Here is a 20,543-nt window from a genome sequence, read left to right on the forward strand (position 1 = left end):
CCGGGCGGCCGCGAGCGAGGCAAGCCGCGGCTGTTAAGCTCGCGGCTTCCCCACTCGCGAGCCTGCCTGCATGCGTCGTTCGATCCTGTCCTGCGCCCTGTTGCTGTGCGCCGCGCTCCCGCTGCACGCCGCCAGCCCGACCACGATCCCCGACGCCGCGCTCAAGCGCGCCGATGCCCTGCGCCAGCAGGCGCTGGCCGACGACACCGGCTGGAAAGTCGTCGAATCGCTGACCACCGAAGTCGGGCCGCGCCTGGCCGGCAGCGAGGCCGATGCGCGTGCGGTGGCGTGGGCGCAGGCCAAGTTCAAGCAGCTCGGCTTCGACAAGGTCTGGACCGAGCCGGTGACCTTCCCCAAGTGGGAGCGCCGCGGCGAACACGCGCAGGTGCTGGGCGCCAACGCGCAGCCGCTGCTGGTGACCGCGCTGGGCGGCAGCGCCGGCGGCACGGTCGAAGGCGAGATCGTGCGCTTCGCCGACCTGGACGCGCTGCAGGCCGCGCCGGCCGGATCACTGGCGGGCAAGATCGCCTTCGTCGACTTCCAGATGCACAAGAAGCAGGACGGCGGCGACTACCGCTATGGCGGTGGCATCCGCGGGCGTGGCCCGTCGGAGGCGATCAAGAAGGGCGCGGTCGGCTTCCTGATGCGCTCGGCCGGCACCACGCCGCATCGCGTGGTCAATACCGGCATCACCCGCTACGAGGACGGGTTGACGCCGATCCCGGCGGCGGCGGTGTCGATTCCCGACGCCGACCAGCTGGCGCGCCTGGTCGCGCGCGGCCCGGTCAAGGTGCGCCTGGCGCTGGACTGCGGCTGGGACGGCCAGGCCACCAGCTACAACGTGATCGGCCAGATCACCGGGCGCAGCAAGCCCGGCGAAATCGTGCTGACCGGCGGGCATCTGGATTCGTGGGATCTGGGCACGGGCGCCATCGACGATGCGGCCGGCATCGGCATCTCCATGGCGGCCGCCAGGCTCGCCGGCCAGCTGCGCCCGGCGCGCACGCTTCGCGTGGTCGCCTTCGCCAACGAGGAGCAGGGCCTGTACGGCGGCCGCGCCTACGCGCAGGCGCACGCCAAGGAGATCGCCCAGCACGTCATCGCCGCCGAGAGCGACTTCGGCGCCGGGCACATCTATGGCTTCAGCAGCAATGCCGATGCGCATGCCAAGGGCGCGATCGAGACGATCGCCGCCGCGCTCAAGCCGCTGGACGTGGCTTACCTGCCGGGCCAGGGCGATCCGGAATCGGACATCGGCCCCATGGCCCAGCTCGGCATGCGCTGGGCGTGGCTGGGCCATGACGGCACCGACTACTTCGACCTGCACCACAACGCGGACGACACGCTGGACAAGATCGATCCGAAGGTCCTGGCGCAGAACGTGGCCGCCTATGCGGTGTTCCTGTACCTGGCGGCGGAAGCGAAGGGCGATTTCGGCAGTGCGCCGGTGCCGGCGGGAGCGAACAAGGAAGCGCACTGAGTCTCGGGTTCGCTACTTGCCGTAGCGCTCGACTGCGCACACCCAAAGCCGCCGCCGATAGCCCCCTACCGGCATTCCCGCGCACGCGGGAACCCATGGACGTTCGCTTTTCCGGCAAGCAGCGCTATTCCCCGCAAACGCGAGGACGAGCGATAGACCCTGTGGGAGCCGCCATGACGGCTCCCACCAAGCATCATCGAAGTCGATCAGCACTAAACACGCCTGACGGCATACGCCCTACTACCGCCTGCCCAACCGCGTATCAACCGCCTCGCGCGTGCCCGCTTGCCCACTGCGCCAGCAGCACCGCGGTGGCGGCGGCGACGTTGAGGCTCTCCACGCGGCCGGTGCCGGGGATGGACAGGGCCAGATCGCAGGCCTTGGCCAGGCCGCGGTCCATGCCTTCGCCTTCGGCGCCCATCACGTAGACCAGCCGCTGCGGCAGCCGCGCGGCGAACAGGTCGTCACCGCCATGCACCAGCGTGGCGGCCAGGCCGAAGCCTGCGGCGCGCAGCGGCGCGAACGCATCCGCCGCCGCACCGGCCTGCACCAGCGTCACCGCTTCGGCGCCGCCTTCGGCCACGCGCGCGGCGGCGCCGGACAGGGCCAGCGGCGAATCCTGCGGCAGCAGCACGCCGGCCACGCCGAAGTGCGCGGCCGAGCGCAGGATCGCGCCGAAGTTGTGTGGGTTGCCCACCCCGTCCAGCCACAGCGCCAGCGCCGGGCCGGCGGGCAGTGCCGCGAGCCAGTCCGTCAACGACAGCGGCGCGCGCCGCAGCACATCGGCCACGACGCCCTCGTGGTGGCTGCTGGCGGCGAGCTTGTCCAGGTCGCCCTCCTCGACCACGCGGTAGCCCACGCGGTTGGCCACGCACCAGGCCAGGATCGGCTTGAGCGCCGGCACGCGCGCCTGGGTCAGATAGAGCTTGCGCAGGGCCTCGGGCCGCGCGCCAAACAGCGCGCGCACCGCGTTGAGGCCGTACAGGCGCACCTCCTCGCCGCGCCGCGCGGGGCGCGCATGCGGCTGCGGCGCCTCGTGTGGCGCCCGCTCGGCATCGCGCGCCGTGCGGGCGACCGGCGGGCGGCGCGGGGGCAGCTTCTGCCAGGGACCGGTCATGCGGGCACCGGTGGGAAAGAGGAGAACGACGATTTCATGGGGCGTCCGCCGGGGCACGGCGGTGGCTGCAGATGGATGCGTACCTTACCCGAAGCGTTGGCCGGGCCTGCTTTTCGCGGCGCGGGGTGCCTGGTGGCTTCAGGCCGCTGTTCTTGCACGCTTCAAGCCCGCCGTGGCTACACAGGCGAAGAGGTGGGTCGCCTGCGGAAGCCCATCGCCGCTATCGCGGCTGCCACCCCGACCCTCGGTCAGCCCAGGCCGAGGTGGACCAGGACGCGCTCGGCCATCTGGTCGGTGGATTCCTCGGCGGCGTGCAGGTGCAGTTCCGGTGCCTCGGGGGCCTCGTAGGGCGAGTCGATGCCGGTGAAGTTGGGGATCTTGCCGGCGCGCGCCTTGGCGTACAGGCCCTTGACGTCGCGCGCCTCGGCCACGGCCAGCGGCACATCGACGAACACCTCGACGAACTCGCCCGGCGCGAAGCGTTCGCGCGCCATGCGCCGCTCGGCGCGGAACGGCGAGATGAAGCTCACCAGCACGATCAGCCCGGCGTCGGCCATCAGCCGCGCGACCTCGGCCACGCGCCGGATGTTCTCCACGCGGTCCTCGTCGGTGAAGCCCAGGTCGCGATTCAGGCCATGGCGCACGTTGTCGCCGTCGAGCAGGAAGGTGTGGTGGCCCGAGGCGTGCAGCCGCTTCTCGACGCGGTTGGCGATGGTGGACTTGCCGGCGCCGGACAGGCCGGTGAACCACAGCACGCGCGGGGTCTGGCCCTTGATCCGCGCCCGCGCGGCCTTGTCCACGTCCAGATGCTGCCAGTGCACGTTGCCGGCGCGGCGCAGGGCGAAGTCCAGCGTACCCGCGCCGACGGTGGCGTTGGTCTGGCGATCGATCAGGATGAAGCCGCCCAGCGCGCGGTTGCGCGCATACGGCTCGAAGGCGATCGGCGCGTCCAGCGACAGGTTGCACACGCCGACTTCATTGAGTTCCAGGCGCTTGGCGGCCAGCGCCTCCTGGGTGTTCACGTCGATGCGGTGCTTGATCTCGCTGACGCTGGCCGGCACGGTGCGCGCGCCGATCTGCAGCCAGTACGGGCGGCCCGGCAGCAGCGGCGCATCGTCCATCCACAGCAGGTGCGCGGCGAACTGGTCGGATACCTCCGGCGGATCGCCGGCGGCGGCGATCACGTCGCCGCGGCTGATGTCGATCTCGTCGGCCAGGGTCAACGTCACCGCCTGCCCGGCGCGGGCCAATGCCACATCGCCATTGGCGTCCAGCACCCTGGCCACGGTCGAACGGCGCGCCGAGGGCAGCACCACCACCGCCTCGCCCGGGCGCACCTCACCGGCGGCGATGGTGCCGGCGAAGCCGCGGAAGTTCGCGTTCGGGCGGTTGACGTACTGCACCGGCAGGCGCAGGCCGAGCGTCTCCGTCGCGTCGTCCAGGGTCAGCGTGTCCAGGTGTTCGAGCAGGCTGGGTCCGGCATACCAGGGCGTGCGCGACGAGCGGCTGGACAGGTTGTCGCCTTCCAGCGCCGAGAGCGGGATCGCCTGCACCTGCGCGATGCCCAGCTGCGCGGCCAGCGCCTGGTAGTCGCGCGCGATGGCGTCGAACACGGCCTGGTCGAAGTCGACCAGATCCATCTTGTTCACCGCCAGCACCACGTGCCGCAGGCCCAGCAGCGAGACGATGTAGCTGTGCCGGCGCGTCTGGGTCTGCAGGCCCTTGCGCGCATCGACCAGCACCACGGCCACGTCGGCGGTGGAGGCGCCGGTGGCCATGTTGCGCGTGTACTGCGCGTGGCCGGGGCAGTCGGCCACGATGTACTTGCGCCGCTCGGTATCGAAGTAGCGGTAGGCCACGTCGATGGTGATGCCCTGCTCGCGCTCGGCGGCCAGGCCGTCGAGCAGCAGCGCATAGTCGATGCGCGCGCCCTGCGTGCCGTGGCGGCGGCTGTCGCTTTCCAGCGCGGCCAGCTGGTCGTCGAACAACCGCTTGCTGTCGTGCAGCAGGCGCCCGATCAGCGTGCTCTTGCCATCGTCCACGCTGCCGCAGGTGATGAAGCGCAGCAGCGGCTTGGATTCGTGCTGCCGCAGGTAGGCTTTGACGGCTGCGCCGTCGGGATTGGGGATTCGGGATTCGGGATTGGCAACGGCGCTTCCTCCCTTTGCCGCATCCGCCGGCAGGCCCCGCTTCTGCGAATCCCCAATCCCCAATCCCGAATCCCTGCCTTCCATCAGAAATACCCTTCCAGCTTCTTCTGCTCCATCGACGCGCCCGGGTCCTGGTCGATCACGCGGCCCTGGCGTTCGGAGCTGGTGGCCACCAGCATCTCGGCGATGATCTTCTCCAGGGTGTCGGCCTGCGACTCGATCGCGCCGGTCAGCGGGTAGCAGCCCAGCGTGCGGAAGCGCACCGACTTCAGCTGCGGCACTTCGCCCTCGCGCAGCGGCAGGCGTTCGTCGTCGACCATGATCAGCGCCCCGTCGCGTTCAACGACCGGGCGCTCGGCGGCGAAGTACAGCGGCACCACCGGGATGCGCTCGCGGTAGATGTAGAGCCAGATGTCCAGCTCGGTCCAGTTGCTCAAGGGGAAGGCGCGTACGCTCTCGCCGGGGTGAATGCGGGCGTTGTAGAGGTTCCACAGCTCGGGGCGCTGGTGCTTGGGATCCCAGCGGTGCCTGTCGTTGCGGAAAGAGAACACGCGTTCCTTGGCCCGCGCCTTCTCCTCGTCGCGACGCGCGCCGCCGATGGCCGCGTCGAACCTGTGCTGGTCCAGCGCCTGCTTCAGGCCCTGGGTCTTCATGATGTCGGTATGGACCGTGGCGCCGTGGCTGAACGGACCGACGTTCTGCGCCACGCCATCCGGGTTGATGTGCACGCGCAGCTCGACGCCGGTCTCGGCGGCGCGACGGTCGCGGAAGGCGATCATCTCGCGGAACTTCCAGCGCGTGTCCACGTGCAGCAGCGGGATCGGCGGCACCGCCGGGGCGAAGGCCTTGAGCAGCAGGTGCAGCAGCACCGAGGAATCCTTGCCGACCGAATACAGCATCACCGGGTTGCGGAACGCGGCGGCCACCTCGCGCAGGATGTGGAGGCTCTCGGCCTCCAGGCGGTCGAGATGGGACAGGGTGGGCACAGCGCTCATCGGCTCGGATGGAGAGGAACGGGGCCCGGACGCAGCGGGGACCGGGCTCGGACGGTGGGGCGGCAGTATTGGCACCGCTTATTCCCGGACGAAATAAGCACGGAGCATAAGCCCATAACCCTGCATCCTTTCAGCCATGTGACGGCGGCGCCTAGCATCGAGGCTCCCACACGCCGCTCTACGGAATCGCGATGTCCGCTGTACCCCCCGCGCTGGCTGCCGGCCCCTTGCCCGACGACCGCAAGGCGCTGCTGGCACGGGTGGTCGATGGCCTGGACAGCGCCTCGCTGTGGTGGCTGTCCGGCTTCACCGCCGGCCTGGCCCAGGCCGCGCACCCGGCGCCCCACCTGGCCCTGCTGCAGGGCGCGGCCGCCAGCGCGGCGGCGCCCGCTACGGGGACAGGCGAGCGGGCCACCGTGCTGTACGGCAGCCAGACCGGCAATGCCAAGCGCGCCGCCGAGGCCCTGGCCGCCGCGCTGGAAGGCGCCGGCCTGGCCGTGCGCCTGGTGCGCACCGACGCCTATGCCACGCGCGAACTGGCCGCCGAGCGCCTGCTCTACCTGGTGATCAGCACCCAGGGCGAGGGCGATCCGCCGGACGATGCGATCGGATTCAGCGAATTCCTACTCGGCCGCCGCGCGCCCAGGCTGCCGGAGCTGAAGTTCGCCGTGCTTGGCCTGGGCGACTCGAGCTATGCCGACTTCTGCGGCATCTCCCGGCGCCTGGACGCGCGCCTGGCCGAGCTGGGCGCCATCCGCCTGCTGCCGGCCGGCGAGGCCGACCTGGACATCGACACCGTCGCCCAGCCCTGGCGCGAGCAGGCCCTGGAGCAGGCCCGCAAGGTCCTCAAGACCGCCCCGGCCGCGCCCAGCGCCAAGGTCACCCCGCTCCGCCCGGCGCCGGCGGCCCAGGCGGTCTCGCCCAGCGCGCCGTTCCAGGCCGAGGTGCTGGCCAACCAGCCCATCGCCGGCCGCGACTTCAAGGGCCCGGCCTTCGGCCGCCACGGCGCGCCGGACAAGCAGGTGCGCCACATCGAGCTGTCGCTGGAAGGCAGCGGCCTGAGCTACGAGCCCGGCGATGCGCTGGGCATCGTGCACCGCAATCCCGACGCGCTGGTCGAGCCCCTGCTGGCGGCGCTCAAGCTGGACGGCGACGCCGCCCACCATGTCGATGGCACCCAGCGCAGCGTGCGCGAGTGGCTGGCCGGGCATCGTGAGCTGAGCAAGCTCTCGCGCCCGTTCCTGGCCGCGCACGCGCGCCTGGCCGGCGCGCGCGAGCTGGAAGACCTGCTCGCCCCCGGCAACGCCGACCTCTCCGCCCTGCTCTCCAGCCACCAGGTGATCGACGTGCTGCGCCGCTGGCCGGTGGACTGGAACGTGGGCGAGTTGCTGGCCGCGCTGCGGCCGCTGGCGCCGCGCCTGTATTCCATCGCCTCCAGCCGCAAGCGCGTGGGCGAGGAGGTCCACCTGACCGTGGACGTGCTGGGCTACCACGCGCACGGCCACGCGCACAGCGGCTCGGCCAGCGGCTTCCTGGCCGGGCTGGCCGAAGGCGACCGCGCGCCGGTCTACATCGAAGCCAACGACCGCTTCCGCGTGCCGGCGGACGGCGCGCGCGACATCCTCATGGTCGGCCCCGGCACCGGCGTGGCGCCGTTCCGCGCCTTCGTGCAGGAGCGGGCCGAGACCGGTGCGAGCGGCCGCAACTGGCTGTTCTTCGGCGCGCAGCACTTCAACAGCGGTTTCCTCTACCAGAGCGAATGGCAGGACGCGCTCAAGCGCGGCGAGCTGGACCGGCTGGACCTGGCGTTCTCGCGCGACCAGGCCGACAAGCTGTACGTGCAGCACCGGCTGCGCGAACGCGGCCGCGAGGTCTTCGACTGGCTGCAGTCCGGCGCGCACTTCTACGTGTGCGGCTCGATCGCCATGGGCAAGGACGTGCACGCCGCCCTGAGCGACATCGTCGCCGAACACGGCGCCCTGGACGCCGATGCCGCGCACGACTACCTCACCACGCTGCAGACGGAGGGGCGGTATGCGCGCGATGTCTATTAGGACGGGGACTGGGGATTCGGGATTGGGGATGCGATGTCCGCAGCCGCCCGCTCGCCCTTGCCTTTGCCAATCCCCAATCCCCAATCCCGAATCCCCAATCCCCATGCATTCAGTAGAAGACATCAAGGCCGAGAGCCGCCGCCTGCGCGGCAGCCTGCTCGAGAGCCTGGCCGACCCGGTCACCGGCGCGCTGCGCGAGGACGACCAGACGCTGATCAAGTACCACGGCAGCTATCAGCAGGACGACCGCGACCTGCGCGACGAGCGCCGGCGGCAGAAGCTCGAGCCCGCCTACCAGTTCATGATCCGCACGCGCACTCCGGGCGGGGTCATCACCCCGGCGCAGTGGCTGAAGCTGGACGCCATCGCCACCCGCTACGGCAACCACTCGCTGCGCGTGACCACGCGCCAGGCCTTCCAGTTCCATGGCGTCATCAAGCGCGAGCTGAAGGCTACGATGCAGGCCATCAACGCCGCGCTGATCGACACGCTGGCCGCCTGCGGCGACGTCAACCGCAACGTGCAGGTCGCGGCCAACCCGCTGCTGTCCGAGGCGCATGCCACCCTGTACGCCGATGCGGCGGCGACCTCCGAGCGCCTGCTGCCCAACACCCGCGCCTACTACGAGATCTGGCTGGACGAGGAGAAGGTGGCCGGCGCAGGCGAGGAGGCCGAGCCGATCTACGGCGACAAGTACCTGCCGCGCAAGTTCAAGATCGGCTTCGCGCTGCCGCCGATCAACGATGTCGATGTATTCGCCAACGATCTGGGCTTCATCGGTGTGACCGATGAAGCCGGCCGGATCGTCGGCTACAACGTCAGCCTGGGCGGCGGCATGGGTGCGACCCATGGCGATCCGGAGACCTGGCCACGGGTGGCCGACGTGGCCGGCTTCATCCCGCGCGAGCGGCTGCTGGACGTGGCGACCGCCGTGGTCACCACCCAGCGCGATTACGGCAACCGCGCGGTGCGCAAGCGCGCGCGCTTCAAGTACACCATCGACGACCACGGCCTGGACTTCATCAAGGCGCAGATCGAGCAGCGTGCCGGCATCGCCTTCGCGCCGGCGCGGCCATTCGCGTTCGAGCACAACGGCGATCGCTACGGCTGGACCCAGGGCGGCGACGGCCGCTGGCATCTGACCCTGTCGCTGGGCGCTGGGCGCATCGCCGATGTCGGCGCCGCCACCCAGCTCACCGGGCTGCGCGAGATCGCGCTGCGGCTGCAGGACGCGGGTGCCGGCGAGTTGCGCATGACCTCCAACCAGAACCTGGTCATCTCCAATCTCGACGACGCGCTGAAGGCGGAGGTGGACGCGCTGGTGTCGGCCCATGGCCTGGACGCCGGCAACGCGCTGCCGACCGCGCTCGCGCGCAAGGCCATGGCCTGCGTCGCCCTGCCCACCTGTGGCCTGGCCATGGCCGAAGCCGAGCGCTATCTGCCCGACTTCACCGGCAAGCTGCAGCCGCTGCTGGAGAAGCACGGCCTGGCCCAGGCACCGATCGTGCTGCGCATCTCCGGCTGCCCGAACGGCTGCTCGCGGCCGTACCTGGCCGAGATCGCCCTGGTCGGCAAGGCGCCGGGCCGCTACAACCTGATGCTGGGCGGCGATCATCGCGGCCAGCGCCTCAACACGCTGTACCGCGAGAACATCACCGAGGAGGAGATCCTCGGCGCGCTCGACCCCTTGTTCGGCCGCTATGCCGCCGAACGCGACGACGCCGAAGGCTTCGGCGACTTCCTCCATCGCGCCGGCGAGATCGGCCTGCCGCCCTATCCCACCCATCGTGCCATTCCCGTGGAGCTGCACGCATGACCGCCCTGCCCGCCAACGACGATCCGCACCTGGACTCCGGTTCGCCCGCCATCGACCTGGACGCGGCCAACGCCGCACTCGAGGCGATGGACGCGCCGGCGCGCGTGGCCTGGGCGCTGGCCCATGGCCCAGCGCAGGCAGCGCTGTCCTCCAGCTTCGGCGCGCAGTCGGCCGTGGCCCTGCACCTGCTGACCCAGCAGCTGCCGGACATCCCGGTGATCCTGGTGGACACCGGGTATCTGTTCCCGGAGACCTACCGCTTCGCCGATGCGCTGATCGAGCGGCTCAAGCTCAACATCCAGATCTTCCGCCCGCTGGTCAGCCGCGCCTGGATGGAGGCGCGCCACGGCCGCCTGTGGGAACAGGGCGTGGTCGGTATCGAGCAGTACAACAACCTGCGCAAGGTCGAGCCGATGCGCCGGGCGCTGGACGAGCTGGACGTGGGCACCTGGTTCACCGGCCTGCGCCGCCAGCAGTCGACCAGCCGCGCCGCCACGCCGATCGTGCAGCTGCGCGGTGCGCGCTGGAAGGTCAGCCCGATCGCCGACTGGACCGACCGCGACGTGTGGCAGTACATGAAGCAGCACGACCTGCCCTATCACCCGCTGTGGGAAGAGGGCTACGTGTCCATCGGCGACTTCCACACCACCCGCCGCTGGGAACCCGGCATGCGCGAGGAAGACACCCGCTTCTTCGGCCTCAAGCGCGAGTGCGGGATCCACGAGGACATCTGAGCGCTGTGCGCTTCCACCCACTCCCTTTGGCCGCGGGCCAACGGAAATTCGAAGTCGCGGCTAGCGACTGAGGGGGAGGGGTCGCTCTTCGCGAGGAAGGCAAAAGCAGAAGCCCCCCCCTCCCAGCCTCCCCCTTCGCTGCGCGAAAGCGGAGGGGCTGAGCGCTTGGTGGGAGCCGCCATGGCGGCGATGGGGCTTCACCGGTAGAGCCCCTCGCCGCCATGGCGGCTCCCACGACAGCGCCGACCAGCGCCAGCGCTTGCTGCGCCACATCCTGCGGGCGCAGCTGTGCCACTGGCCTTGGACCCGGGCGATGCGCTAGAACTGTCGGACCGGCCCCGGAGGGAGGCTGGCCCCGCCACGCGCGCCCGCGCCTACCGCCTCCCGCCCGCCATGACCGACGTCGCCTCCGATTCCCACGACCAGGCCCTGGCCCGCCTGGGCTACCGGCCCGAGCTGCGCCGCAGGCTCGGCCTGGACGATCTGCTGGTCTACGGCCTGGTGTGCATGGTGCCGACCGCGCCGTTCGCCATCTTCGGCGGGGTGTTCGACGTCAGCCACGGCATGGTGCCGCTGGTCTACCTGGTGGGCTTCGGCGCGATGCTGTTCACCGCGCTGAGCTACCAGCAGATGGCGCAGGCCTTTCCGGTCGCCGGGTCGGTCTACGCCTACGTGGGGCGCGGCCTGCATGAGAGCGCCGGGTTCCTGGCCGGCTGGGCGATCCTGCTGGACTATCTGCTCGTCCCCACCCTGCTCTACGTGATCGGCGCCAACGCCATGGCCAGCGTGTTTCCCGGCCTCCCGCAGCAGGCCTGGATCGTGTTCTTCGTCGTGCTCAACACGGCGGTGAACCTGCGCCGCGTGGAGACCACGGCGCGCGCCAACCTGGTGTTCCTGGGCGTGCAGCTGGTGGTGCTGGCGGTGTTCGCCGTGCTGGCGGCGCTGGCGATCCAGCGCGGCGCCTACGGGGCGCACTGGAGCCTGCGCCCGCTGTACGACCCGGCCGCGTTCTCGCTGCCGATGCTGTTCGGCGCGCTGTCGATGGCGGTGCTGTCCTTCCTCGGCTTCGATGCGATCTCCACGCTGACCGAGGAGAGCCGCGGCGGCGCGCGCGCGGTCGGCCGCGCCACCGTGGTGTCGCTGGCGATGGTGGCGGCGCTGTTCGTGCTGCAGACCTGGCTGGCGGCGCTGCTGCTGCCCGAGCTGCGCCGCTTCCCCGACGAAGCGGCGTCCAACAACGCCTTCTTCGAGGTCGGCCGGCGCGTGGCCGGGCCGTGGATGCAGATCGTGATCGCGCTGACCGTGGCCGTCGGCGCGGCGCTGGCCAACGCGCTGGTGTCGCAGGCGGCGACCTCGCGACTGCTGTTCGCGATGGCGCGCGACGGCCAGCTGCCGCGCTTCCTGCGCAAGGTGCATGCAGGCAGCGGCGTGCCGCGCCGGGCGATCCTGCTGGTGGCGGGCCTGAGCCTGGTGCTGGGGCTGCTGTTCCTGGGCAAGATCGCGCTGCTGGCCACGGTGTGCAACTTCGGTGCGTTGACGGCCTTCGCGCTGCTGCACGTGGCGGTGGCCTGGCATTTCCGCCGGTCCGGACGCTGGCTGATGCATGGGGTGGTGCCGCTGGTTGGCGGGCTGATCCTGCTGTACGTGCTCTACAACGCCGACCGCCTGGCGCAGATCGGTGGCCTGGCCTGGCTGGCGGCCGGGGTGGTGGTGGCGCTGGTGCTGCGCCGGCGCGGGCGTTCGCTGCAGTTGGCCTTGGACCGGACTTCGCCGCCCGGGTCCTGAGGCGCCGCGGCGCGGCGTCATGGCCGCGACCGACGCGCTAGAGTTGGGCCCCATCGCCCGACACGACGCACCGCATGGACCGCCCGATCCGCGACTACTTCGAACACGTCCGCACGCTCGACTTCGTGCCGACGCCGGGGCCGCGCAACGCCTGGCAGACCTGCGTCGGCGCGCACCTGGGCGCGCAGCGCGAGGCGCTGTGCTGGGTGGACACCGAGCGCGTGGTACGGCGCTATACCTTCGAACAGCTCGACGCCTGGTCGGCGCAGTTCGCCCAATGGCTGCGCGCGCACGGAACCGGACCGGGACAGGTGGTGGCCGGGCTGCTGCCGCGGCGGCTGGAGCTGCTGATCGTCGTGCTGGGCACCTGGCGCGCCGGCGCGGTCTACCAGCCGCTGTTCACGGCGTTCGGGCCCAAGGCGCTGGAACACCGGCTGGCGGCCAGCGGCGCTCGGCTGGTGGTGTGCTCGGCCGAGCAGCGCCCCAAGCTGGATGAGGTGACCGACGCGCCACCCATCCTGACGCTGGGCAGCGGCGACGACGAAGACTTCTGGGCCGCACTGGAAGGCCAGCCGCAGGCCTTCGCCCCCGTCCCGCGCCGGCGCGAGGACCCGTGCATGATCATGTTCACCTCGGGCACCACCGGTGCGGCCAAGGCGCTGCGCGTGCCGCTGCACGCACTCGATGCCATCGCCACCTACATGCGCGACGCGGTGGACCTGCGGCCCGATGACGTGCTGTGGAACATCGCCGACCCCGGCTGGGCCTACGGGCTGTACTACGGCATCGCCGGGCCGCTGGCGCTGGGCCATTCGGTGACCTTCCACGAGGGCCCGTTCACCGTGGACAGCTGCTACCGCACCCTCGCCGAGCTGGGCGTGACCAACCTGATGGGCGCGCCCACCGCCTATCGCATGCTGATGGCGGCCGGCGATGCCGCCGCCGCGCCGGTCAAGGGCCGGCTGCGCGTGGTCAGCAGTGCCGGCGAGCCGCTCAATCCCGAGGTGATCCGCTGGTTCGACCAGGCGCTGGGCACGGTCATCCACGATCACTACGGTCAGACCGAGACCGGCATGACCCTGTGCAACCACCACGCGCTGGCCCATCCGGTGCAGCCGGGCAGCGCCGGTTTTCCGTTGCCCGGCTATCGCCTGGAGGTGCTGGACGAGCACGGCCAGCCGCAGCCGGTCGGCGTGCCGGGGATGCTGGCGGTGCACGTCGAGGACTCGCCGGCGCTGTTCTTCCGCGGCTACGAGAACGCCGAGACGCAGCCGTTCAAGGACGGCTGGTACCTCACCGGCGACACGGTCGAGCGCAACGCCGATGGCTCCATCGCCTTCGTCGGCCGCAGCGACGATGTGATCACCTCCAGCGGCTACCGGATCGGGCCGTTCGACGTGGAGAGCTGTCTGCTCGAGCATCCCGACGTGGTCGAGGCCGCGGCGGTGGGCAAACCGGATCCGGAGCGCTTCGAACGGGTCAAGGCCTACGTGGTGCTGCGCGCGGGCGCCGCCGGCGACGACGCGCTGGCCGCCTCGCTGGCCCAGCACGTCAAGACGCGGCTGTCGGCGCACGCCTACCCGCGCGAGATCGCCTTCGTCGCCGACCTGCCGAAGACGCCCAGCGGCAAGATCCAGCGCTTCCTGCTGCGCAACCAGGCGCGGGCGGAAGCCGAGGCGGCGTCATCGGCGTGAGGCGCGCGAGGCGCGAGACACCGTTGCCCAACGCCCGGACCAGCCGCTAGTCGTCAACCACCACCACCGGCGTCAGCGGCACCTTCTCGCCACAGGCCAGGCACTTGCGATAACGATGACCGTGCTTGTGGCGGGGCCGCGAAAGCAGTCCGCCGCACGGGCAGCGTCCCTGCTCCATGCCCCGCAGCCACAGGTACAGGCGCCAGCTGGCCAGCGACGCCCAGACCAGCCCCAGCGCCATGCCGGTAAGGGCCAGCAGCGAGCCGATCTGGCGTGCCGCGGCGGCCCCGATCAGCGCCTCCTGGTGCTCGACCACGAACGACAACACCCAGCCGGCGGCCACCAGCACCGGCGCCGGTGCATACAGCCGCGCCACCATCCGCGAAAATCGCCTCATCCCGCCCCCTGTCCGTCGCGACGCGATCCGCGCCGCCATCGGCGAGCTTATCCGCTCACATATGCATGCCGTGCATGTCCGCCGCCGGGGCCGTCGCATCGATCGGCCGCACCTGCAGCCGCACCGTCTGCGCCGGCGCGCGGGCGAAGCGCAGGACCACCTCGATCGCCTGTCCGGCGAGCAGCGGCTGGCGCGGACCGATCAGCATCAGGTGCGCGCCCGAGGGCGCCAGCGCCACCGTCGCGCCCGCCGGCAGGTCCAGCCCGTCGAGCCGGCGCATGCGCATCACGCCGCCGTCCATGCGGCTCTCGTGGATCTCCACCCGCGCCGCCATCGGCGAACTCACCAACAGCAGCCGGTCGGCCTCGGCGCCCGCGTTGACCAGGGTCAGGTAACCGGCGGCGCTGGGCGCCTGCGGCGGCGTGGCCCGCGTCCACGCCTCCCGCACCTGGATGGTCGAGCTCGAACCGGCCGCCTGCGCCAGCGTGGCCAGCAGCAGCATCGCCGCGGTGATGATGGTCTTGCCCATAAGCCTTGCCCTCTCCTTCAAGGTTGAACGACGTCTTGCCCGTGGCCAACGCGCCGGCCGCCGCCGGCTGTTATCTCATGCGCGCCGCAGCCGCTGGCGAGGCTGCACCCAGCCCAGGTCCACCGCGAGCATCACCAGCCACGAGACGCCCACCAGCGGGAACAGCACCCCGCCCACCGCCAGCATGCCCGCCACGACCTTCAGCGTCCGCGGCCGCGCCGGCAGCGGCGGCACGCCCAGCCCGCCGCGCGGACGCCGCTTCCACCACATCACCGTGGCGCTGAGGCACAGCGCCAGCGTGCAGGCGCAGGCCAGCACCAGCAGCACCCGATTGGCATTGCCGAACTCGTCGCCCATGTGCACGTTGATGCCCCACTCCAGCGCCTTGGCCACCGGGCCGTAGTCGGCGTAGCGCATGTCCAGCAGCGTCCGGCCGCTGTACTGGTCCAGGTGAATCACCCGCTGCTGGTCCAGCACGCCGTTGTAGAGCGAGGCGGTGTAGACCCCGCGCGCACCCTGCGGCATCGACACGCTGTAGCCGGCGCCGATCCCGCGCGCGTCGAACGCCGCCACGGCGCGATCCAGCCCGATCGCGCCCGGCTGCGCCGCGCTGGCGTGGCCGGCACCATGCCCGGCGTGCTCCATGCCGGGCATGTCGGCCATGGCCGCGTGGGCGGCCGACTGCGGCACGCGCGCCTGCTGCAGCGACCAGGCTTGGTCGGCGCTGTCGGCCACGCGCGCCTGCGACATGGGCAACTGCACGCGTAGGCCGGCCGGATAGCCGAAGTTGTGGCCGTTGACCAGCTTGTTGACCTGCGCGCCCCATAGCCATGACCAGGGCATGCCCGACAGGGCCAGGAACAGCACCGCCGCCCCCGCGCATATGCCGACCACCGCATGAAGGTCGCGCCAGAACAGGCGCTGCGACGGCCTGCCACGCACCGTGAGCACGCCGCCCAGCTTGCGTCCGTGCTCAGGGAGGGCCGGACGCTTGCTGGGGATGCGCACGATGCGGCGCGGCCACCACAGGTAGACGCCGGTCACCACCAGCACGATGGCCCAGCCCGCGGCCAGTTCCACCAGCGCGCTCGCCCGGCCGCCGAGCAGGTCCAGGCTGTGCAGGCGGCGCAGCGTCCAGCCGAAGGTGCCGCGATCGGCCAGGCTGCCCAGCACGCGCGCGTGCACCGGATCGACGTACACCACCCGACGCGCGCCGCCGGCGGTCGCGATGCCGACCTCCGCCGAGGCATCGGCGCTGGCCGGCGTGGTGTAGCGGAACACCTGACCCGGCTGCGCGGCCAGGGCGGCCTGCACGATGCGCTGCGGCGTGGCCACCCGCTCGCCGGGCGCCGCCGGCGCGACCACCAGCAGGTGGTGATGCACCAGCCGGTCCAGCGGCTTGTGGTAGACAAAGCCCGCTCCGGTCAGCGCCAGCCAGGCCAGCAGCGGCAGCACCAGCAGGCCGGCGTAGAAGTGCCACCGCCAGATGGCGCGATAGAGGGTGCCGGCTATCGGTGCGTGCAACGGCGCAGCTGCCACGGTGGCCATCAGAAGCTCCAGTTCCAGCTGGCGTACAGCCCGCGCCCGTCGCCGGGCGAGAAGCCGTACACGCCGCCGTCGTACCAGGCGTAGACGTAGAAGCGATCGGTGAGGTTCTTCAGCTGCAGCGAAAACGCGTTGCGCGCATCCAGCGTCCAGCTGGCGCCGAGGTTGGCCAGGGCATAGCCGCCGTAGCGACCCAGCGTGTTGGTGCGTTCGAGATGGTAATCGCCCTGGCCGTTACCCCAGGCGCTGAGCCTGAGCCGCTCCCCGACCTGCCAGTCCACACCGGCCGAGGCCAGCCAGTGCGGCACGTTCTCGATGTCGCGTCCCTCGGTCTGCAGCACGTCGGGGGCGGCACGCGCCACCGTCGCCCTCTGCCGCGAGTAGGCCAGCCATGCGTTCCAGCGCGCGTCCGGCCGCAGGTTCACCTGCGCGTCCCAGCCGTGGCGGAAGGTGCGCCCGACATTGACCACGTCGCTGCCGGTCCCGATCGCGCCCAGCACCGTGGCGACCTCGCCGTCGGCGCGCTGCTCCCAGTACGCCACGCGTCCGCTCAGCCATGCGAGCGGCACGAACTTCAGCCCCGCTTCCCAGCCGGTGTTGAGGGACGGGCCCAGGTCGTGGACCGTGGTGCGGTAGGCGCCATCGCCGGCGCCGATCTGGAAGCTGCGCCCCCAGTTGGCGTAGGCGGTCCAGGCATCGCCGAGCGCGTAGGACGCGCTGACCTTGGGCTGGCGGATCGTGCCGTAGCCATAGGCGTCGTAGCGTCGCCCGGTGAGGCGATCGTCCAGGTGGCCATCGACCCGGTCGATGCGATAGGCCGGCACCAGCTTCAAGCCCGCCAGCGGCTGCAGGACGGCCTGCACGTAGGCGCCGTGGGTTCGCAGCGTGTAGTCCCAGTCGCGCGTGCGCGCCAGGCGCTGACGCGCGGCGGTGCGCCAGCGCCGCGCGGTGTTGTCCTGCCATTGCGCGTCCACGCCGGTCTCCACGGCCAGCACGCGGCCCGGCGTCCAGGTGGCCGTGGCGATAGCGCCGCGCTGGGTCTCGTCGTTGTCGCGCTCCTGCTGGCTGCCGGCCTGGGAGAAGCGCACGTAGCGCGCATTGGTGTAGCGGTTGACGTAGGCCTTGCCGCTCCAGGTCCAGTCGCTGCCGATCAGGCCATCCAGATGCAGCGCGGTCTGCGTGGTCTGGCGCTCGCCGGCATCGGCCGCCGCATAGGCCACCGCATCGCGCGGCGCCACACGCGCCTGCAGATAGGTGGGGAAGTAGCCGGGCTCCTGCGCATGGTTGTGGTAGTAGCGCGTGGTGAGCAGCGCGCTCCAGTCGCCCTCGGGCGCGTTGAAGCCCCACTTGCCGGCGAAGTTGCGTTTGACGGCCCTGGCATGGTCGCGATACCCCTCCGAATCGCGCCAGCCGAGGAAGTAGTTCTGCGTCCACGGCCCGGTCTCGAAGCCCTTGGACAGCTGCACCTCGCGCGTGCCGAAGCTGCCGGCGGTGACGCTCAGATGCCCCTCGTCGCCGCCCACGCGCGTGACCAGGTTCACGTCGCCGGCGATGGCGTTGAGTCCGTAGCGCGCATCGTTGGTGCCGCGCACGACGTCGATGGCGGCGATGTCCCCCGACATCACCGAGTCCAGGTAAGGCATGGCGCCGGCGTTGTCGTTGCTGGGGATGCCGTCGATCAGCAGCTTGACCGCGTTGATGCGCCCTTCGCCGTTGAACCCGCGGAAGGAGAACCGGCCGGCCTCGGTGCCCATGCGGAACGGCGTCAGCTGCATGCCCGGCACCTTGGCGAACAGCTCCCAGCTGTTGTCCACGTGCTGGTCCTGGACCTGATCGGCGCCGATCACATCGACCGAACTGAGCACCTTGCGCGCGGGCAAGGCACCGCGCTGCCGTGCATGGGCCTCGACCTTGCCCAGGGTCAGCACGGCGTCGGCGTCATCGGGGCGGGCCGCCTGCGCGGCGGCGGGCGGCGCGGACAGCGCGCAGGCCGACAGGGCCAGGCCGACCGTCGTGGAAAGACGCGAGGGAAAACATTTCATTCTTCGATCCTTCTGGATTCGCGCGACGCGGGCAGGCCCGCGCCGCTGGAGCGCGCCGCCGACGGGCGGCCGCGCGCTGCTCAGTACCTGAAGCCCAGCCGCACCCAGGCGGTGCGGCCGGGCTCGTGGATGCGCACCGGATCGGCGGGGAAGCCGAAGTCCGCGCTGCCGGACAGGTTGAGGTGCTCGGCGTAGTCGCGGTCGAACACGTTGTCCACGCCGGCGGTGAGCTGCCAGGCGTCGCTGAAGCGATAGCCGGCGTTGAGCGCGAGGGTGGCGAAGCCCGCGCTCGGCCCCAGGTCGCGCCCGACGACATTGCCCTGGCCCTCGCTGACCCGGTCCTGGCGCGCGACCGCGCGCAGCAGCGCGCCGGCCGACCAGCGCCGGCCTTCCCAGGAGGCGGTCACACGCGCTTCCAGCGGCGGCATCTGCGGCAGCGCGCGGCCGTCGCTGCGGTTCGCGCCCCAGGCCCAGGCCAGGGTGCCGCCGAGCTTCCAGCCGTCGGCCGGGCGCAGTTCGAGGCCGGCCTCGGCGCCATGGATGTCGGCGTCGACGTTGCCCACCTGCGAGCTGGGCCCCATCATCCCGCCCGCGCTGTAGGTGAACAGCAGATAGTCGTCGATGCGGCCCACATAGGCCGAGACCCAGGCATCCACGCGCACGCTCCTGTACTGCGCGCCGATGTCCAGCTGCGTGGTCTTCTCCGGCCGCAGCGCGGCGAAGGCGTTGACCGCGCCCACGGGCCCGCGGTCGGCGGAGAACAGTTCCCAGTAGTCGGGCATGCGCTCGACATGGCCCAGCCCGGCATACCAGGTCAGCGGCAGATCGCCCGCATCGGCCTCGAAGCGGGCGAAGCCCGAGGTCAGCGTCTGCCGACGGATCTGGCCGAAGGTCGGGCTGGGCATCGCACCGCCCATGCCCATCCCTGATCCCGGGCCATCGTCCATCGCCATGCCGCTGGCCTGCGCGCGCAGATCCTTGACCGACGCCCGGTCCAGGCGCGCGCCGACGATCACCCGCTGCGTCTTGCTTAGATGCAGGGTCAGTTCGGAGAACACGCCTTGGTTGCCCAGATTGGCATCGCGCTGCCAGGCCTCGTAAGGCATGCGGTCCATCGCGTTGCGGCTGCGGTGGCGACTGGCCTGCCAGTCCACACCGGCCACCAGACCGGCACGATCCCAGGCCCATTCCGAGGCGATCCGTCCGCCGCTGGTGCGGCGGTCGACGTTGGCCGCCATCGGCATCGGCATGGCCGAGTGGGGGTTGGGCGTGCGCAGGCTGTAGTTGTCCATGATGTGGTCGGCATCGTTGGCGTAGACGCTGGCCTTGATCGACTCCCAGGCGCCGGGCAGGTCGGTCTGCTCGAAGCGCGCGCCAACGCTGGTGCGGCGGAACTGGCGCCCGTCCATGCCGCGCCCGGCATAGCGCGCCAGGCCATCGCCGACGCCGGCGTTGACCTCCAGCACCGTGTCGGGATCGGGCGTCCAGCCGATGGCCGCGTCGGTGTTCCACTTGCGCCACTTCGAGGGCACCACGTCGCCGGCGCCGTCCTTGTAGTCGTCCGACGCCGAACGGCTGGCGGTCACCCGCGCATAGCCGTGCGTGTCGCCGCCGGTCACGGCCAGGTTCTGGTCGTTGCGGCTACGCGAACCGCCCAGCGCGCTGCCCTGGGCCTGCAGCGTGGGCCGCTCGAAGTGCGGCGTGTCGCGCTCGAAGCGCACCGTGCCGGCCGAGGCGCCCGGCCCCCACAGCACGGTCTGCGGGCCCTTGACGATGGTCAGGCGGTCGTAGGTCTCCGGCGAGACATAGCTCAGCGGATTGTCCATGCGCGCCGGGCAGGCGCCGGGCAGGGCGCCGTCGTTGGTCAGCACGTTCAGGCGCGAACCGAACATCCCGCGCAGCACCGGGTCGCCATTGGTGCCGCCGTTGCGGATGGCGGTGAAGCCGGGAATGGTCTTGAGGTAATCGGCGCCATCGCTGGCCGGCACCGGCTGGCGCGGCAGCCGCGGATCGGTGGTCCAGGTCAGCGGCGTGGACGGCCGCACGGCGGTGACCACCAGCGGCGCGAAGGTGTGGGCGTCGTCGGCCGGATCGACATCGGCGGCCAACACGCAAGGGGACGACAGGACGCACGCCAGCGCGCACGCCAGGCGCGACGGCACGGCCGTCGCGGAGCGGGAGACAGACATCGGGGCACTCCAGGCA

Annotated in this window: 14 protein-coding genes; 6 read left to right on the plus strand and 8 right to left on the minus strand. The window is 71.3% G+C overall.

Annotation, left to right across the window (positions count from 1 at the left end):
* Window positions 1–70 precede the first annotated feature (70 nt).
* Window positions 71–1,480, plus strand: coding sequence for a M28 family peptidase (locus LAJ50_RS15910; protein ID WP_138651272.1), 1,410 nt, complete (start codon window positions 71–73; stop codon window positions 1,478–1,480).
* 262 nt (window positions 1,481–1,742) lie between these two features.
* Here LAJ50_RS15910 and LAJ50_RS15915 read toward each other — a convergent pair whose 3' ends face one another.
* From LAJ50_RS15915 to cysD, 3 genes are all read right to left on the minus strand, one after another.
* Entirely contained in the window at window positions 1,743–2,597 is an 855-nt protein-coding gene (locus LAJ50_RS15915) for a TrmH family RNA methyltransferase (protein ID WP_138651271.1), read from the minus strand.
* Window positions 2,598–2,845: 248 nt separating this feature from the next.
* On the minus strand, window positions 2,846–4,831 hold the full coding sequence (gene cysN, locus LAJ50_RS15920) for a sulfate adenylyltransferase subunit CysN (RefSeq protein WP_138651270.1): 1,986 nt from the start codon (window positions 4,829–4,831) through the stop codon (window positions 2,846–2,848).
* The gene (cysD, locus tag LAJ50_RS15925) at window positions 4,831–5,742 is read right to left on the minus strand and encodes a sulfate adenylyltransferase subunit CysD (RefSeq protein WP_138651269.1); all 912 of its coding nucleotides are present in this window, start codon (window positions 5,740–5,742) and stop codon (window positions 4,831–4,833) included. The genes cysN and cysD overlap by 1 nt, the downstream gene beginning before the upstream one ends.
* Window positions 5,743–5,933: 191 nt before the next feature.
* Here cysD and LAJ50_RS15930 point away from each other — a divergent pair, with 191 nt between their 5' ends.
* From LAJ50_RS15930 to LAJ50_RS15950, 5 genes are all read left to right on the plus strand, one after another.
* Window positions 5,934–7,796 (plus strand): assimilatory sulfite reductase (NADPH) flavoprotein subunit, encoded by a 1,863-nt coding sequence (locus LAJ50_RS15930; protein ID WP_138651268.1) that lies wholly within the window; start codon window positions 5,934–5,936, stop codon window positions 7,794–7,796.
* 103 nt (window positions 7,797–7,899) lie between these two features.
* On the plus strand, window positions 7,900–9,612 hold the full coding sequence (gene cysI / locus LAJ50_RS15935; RefSeq protein ID WP_138651267.1) for an assimilatory sulfite reductase (NADPH) hemoprotein subunit: 1,713 nt from the start codon (window positions 7,900–7,902) through the stop codon (window positions 9,610–9,612).
* Window positions 9,609–10,346, plus strand: coding sequence for a phosphoadenylyl-sulfate reductase (locus LAJ50_RS15940; protein ID WP_138651266.1), 738 nt, complete (start codon window positions 9,609–9,611; stop codon window positions 10,344–10,346). Before cysI ends, LAJ50_RS15940 begins: the two co-directional genes overlap by 4 nt.
* Window positions 10,347–10,739: 393 nt before the next feature.
* Window positions 10,740–12,131, plus strand: coding sequence for an APC family permease (locus tag LAJ50_RS15945; protein WP_138651265.1), 1,392 nt, complete (start codon window positions 10,740–10,742; stop codon window positions 12,129–12,131).
* Window positions 12,132–12,205: 74 nt separating this feature from the next.
* Complete coding sequence (locus LAJ50_RS15950; protein WP_138651264.1) at window positions 12,206–13,825, plus strand: AMP-binding protein; 1,620 nt, start codon at window positions 12,206–12,208, stop codon at window positions 13,823–13,825.
* Window positions 13,826–13,871: 46 nt separating this feature from the next.
* On the opposite strand, the gene LAJ50_RS15955 is transcribed toward LAJ50_RS15950, so the two are convergent.
* The 5 genes from LAJ50_RS15955 to LAJ50_RS15975 form a co-directional block, all read right to left on the minus strand.
* Window positions 13,872–14,222: a hypothetical protein gene (locus LAJ50_RS15955; protein ID WP_138651263.1), complete on the minus strand. Its 351-nt coding sequence runs from the start codon at window positions 14,220–14,222 to the stop codon at window positions 13,872–13,874.
* A 55-nt stretch (window positions 14,223–14,277) separates the two neighbouring features.
* Window positions 14,278–14,751, minus strand: a complete 474-nt coding sequence (locus LAJ50_RS15960; RefSeq protein WP_138651262.1) for a copper chaperone PCu(A)C — start codon at window positions 14,749–14,751, stop codon at window positions 14,278–14,280.
* Window positions 14,752–14,826: 75 nt separating this feature from the next.
* Window positions 14,827–16,299: a PepSY domain-containing protein gene (locus LAJ50_RS15965; protein WP_138651261.1), complete on the minus strand. Its 1,473-nt coding sequence runs from the start codon at window positions 16,297–16,299 to the stop codon at window positions 14,827–14,829.
* Window positions 16,299–18,338 (minus strand): TonB-dependent receptor, encoded by a 2,040-nt coding sequence (locus LAJ50_RS15970; protein ID WP_138651260.1) that lies wholly within the window; start codon window positions 18,336–18,338, stop codon window positions 16,299–16,301. The genes LAJ50_RS15965 and LAJ50_RS15970 overlap by 1 nt, the downstream gene beginning before the upstream one ends.
* A gap of 80 nt (window positions 18,339–18,418) precedes the next feature.
* Window positions 18,419–20,527, minus strand: coding sequence for a TonB-dependent copper receptor (locus tag LAJ50_RS15975; protein WP_138651259.1), 2,109 nt, complete (start codon window positions 20,525–20,527; stop codon window positions 18,419–18,421).
* Window positions 20,528–20,543: the final 16 nt, after the last annotated feature.

The sequence above is a fragment of the Pseudoxanthomonas sp. X-1 genome, from assembly GCF_020042665.1.
GTDB classification, from domain to species: Bacteria; Pseudomonadota; Gammaproteobacteria; order Xanthomonadales; family Xanthomonadaceae; genus Pseudoxanthomonas_A; species Pseudoxanthomonas_A spadix_A.

Bases quoted from the DNA above. Each gene is read 5' to 3' on its own strand.
- LAJ50_RS15910 (WP_138651272.1), top strand. From the start codon at position 71: ATGCGTCGTTCGATCCTGTCCTGCGCCCTGTTGCTGTGCGCCGCGCTC.
- LAJ50_RS15915 (WP_138651271.1), bottom strand. From the start codon at position 2,597: ATGACCGGTCCCTGGCAGAAGCTGCCCCCGCGCCGCCCGCCGGTCGCC.
- cysN (WP_138651270.1), bottom strand. From the start codon at position 4,831: ATGGAAGGCAGGGATTCGGGATTGGGGATTGGGGATTCGCAGAAGCGG.
- cysD (WP_138651269.1), bottom strand. From the start codon at position 5,742: ATGAGCGCTGTGCCCACCCTGTCCCATCTCGACCGCCTGGAGGCCGAG.
- LAJ50_RS15930 (WP_138651268.1), top strand. From the start codon at position 5,934: ATGTCCGCTGTACCCCCCGCGCTGGCTGCCGGCCCCTTGCCCGACGAC.
- cysI (WP_138651267.1), top strand. From the start codon at position 7,900: ATGCATTCAGTAGAAGACATCAAGGCCGAGAGCCGCCGCCTGCGCGGC.
- LAJ50_RS15940 (WP_138651266.1), top strand. From the start codon at position 9,609: ATGACCGCCCTGCCCGCCAACGACGATCCGCACCTGGACTCCGGTTCG.
- LAJ50_RS15945 (WP_138651265.1), top strand. From the start codon at position 10,740: ATGACCGACGTCGCCTCCGATTCCCACGACCAGGCCCTGGCCCGCCTG.
- LAJ50_RS15950 (WP_138651264.1), top strand. From the start codon at position 12,206: ATGGACCGCCCGATCCGCGACTACTTCGAACACGTCCGCACGCTCGAC.
- LAJ50_RS15955 (WP_138651263.1), bottom strand. From the start codon at position 14,222: ATGAGGCGATTTTCGCGGATGGTGGCGCGGCTGTATGCACCGGCGCCG.
- LAJ50_RS15960 (WP_138651262.1), bottom strand. From the start codon at position 14,751: ATGGGCAAGACCATCATCACCGCGGCGATGCTGCTGCTGGCCACGCTG.
- LAJ50_RS15965 (WP_138651261.1), bottom strand. From the start codon at position 16,299: ATGGCCACCGTGGCAGCTGCGCCGTTGCACGCACCGATAGCCGGCACC.
- LAJ50_RS15970 (WP_138651260.1), bottom strand. From the start codon at position 18,338: ATGAAATGTTTTCCCTCGCGTCTTTCCACGACGGTCGGCCTGGCCCTG.
- LAJ50_RS15975 (WP_138651259.1), bottom strand. From the start codon at position 20,527: ATGTCTGTCTCCCGCTCCGCGACGGCCGTGCCGTCGCGCCTGGCGTGC.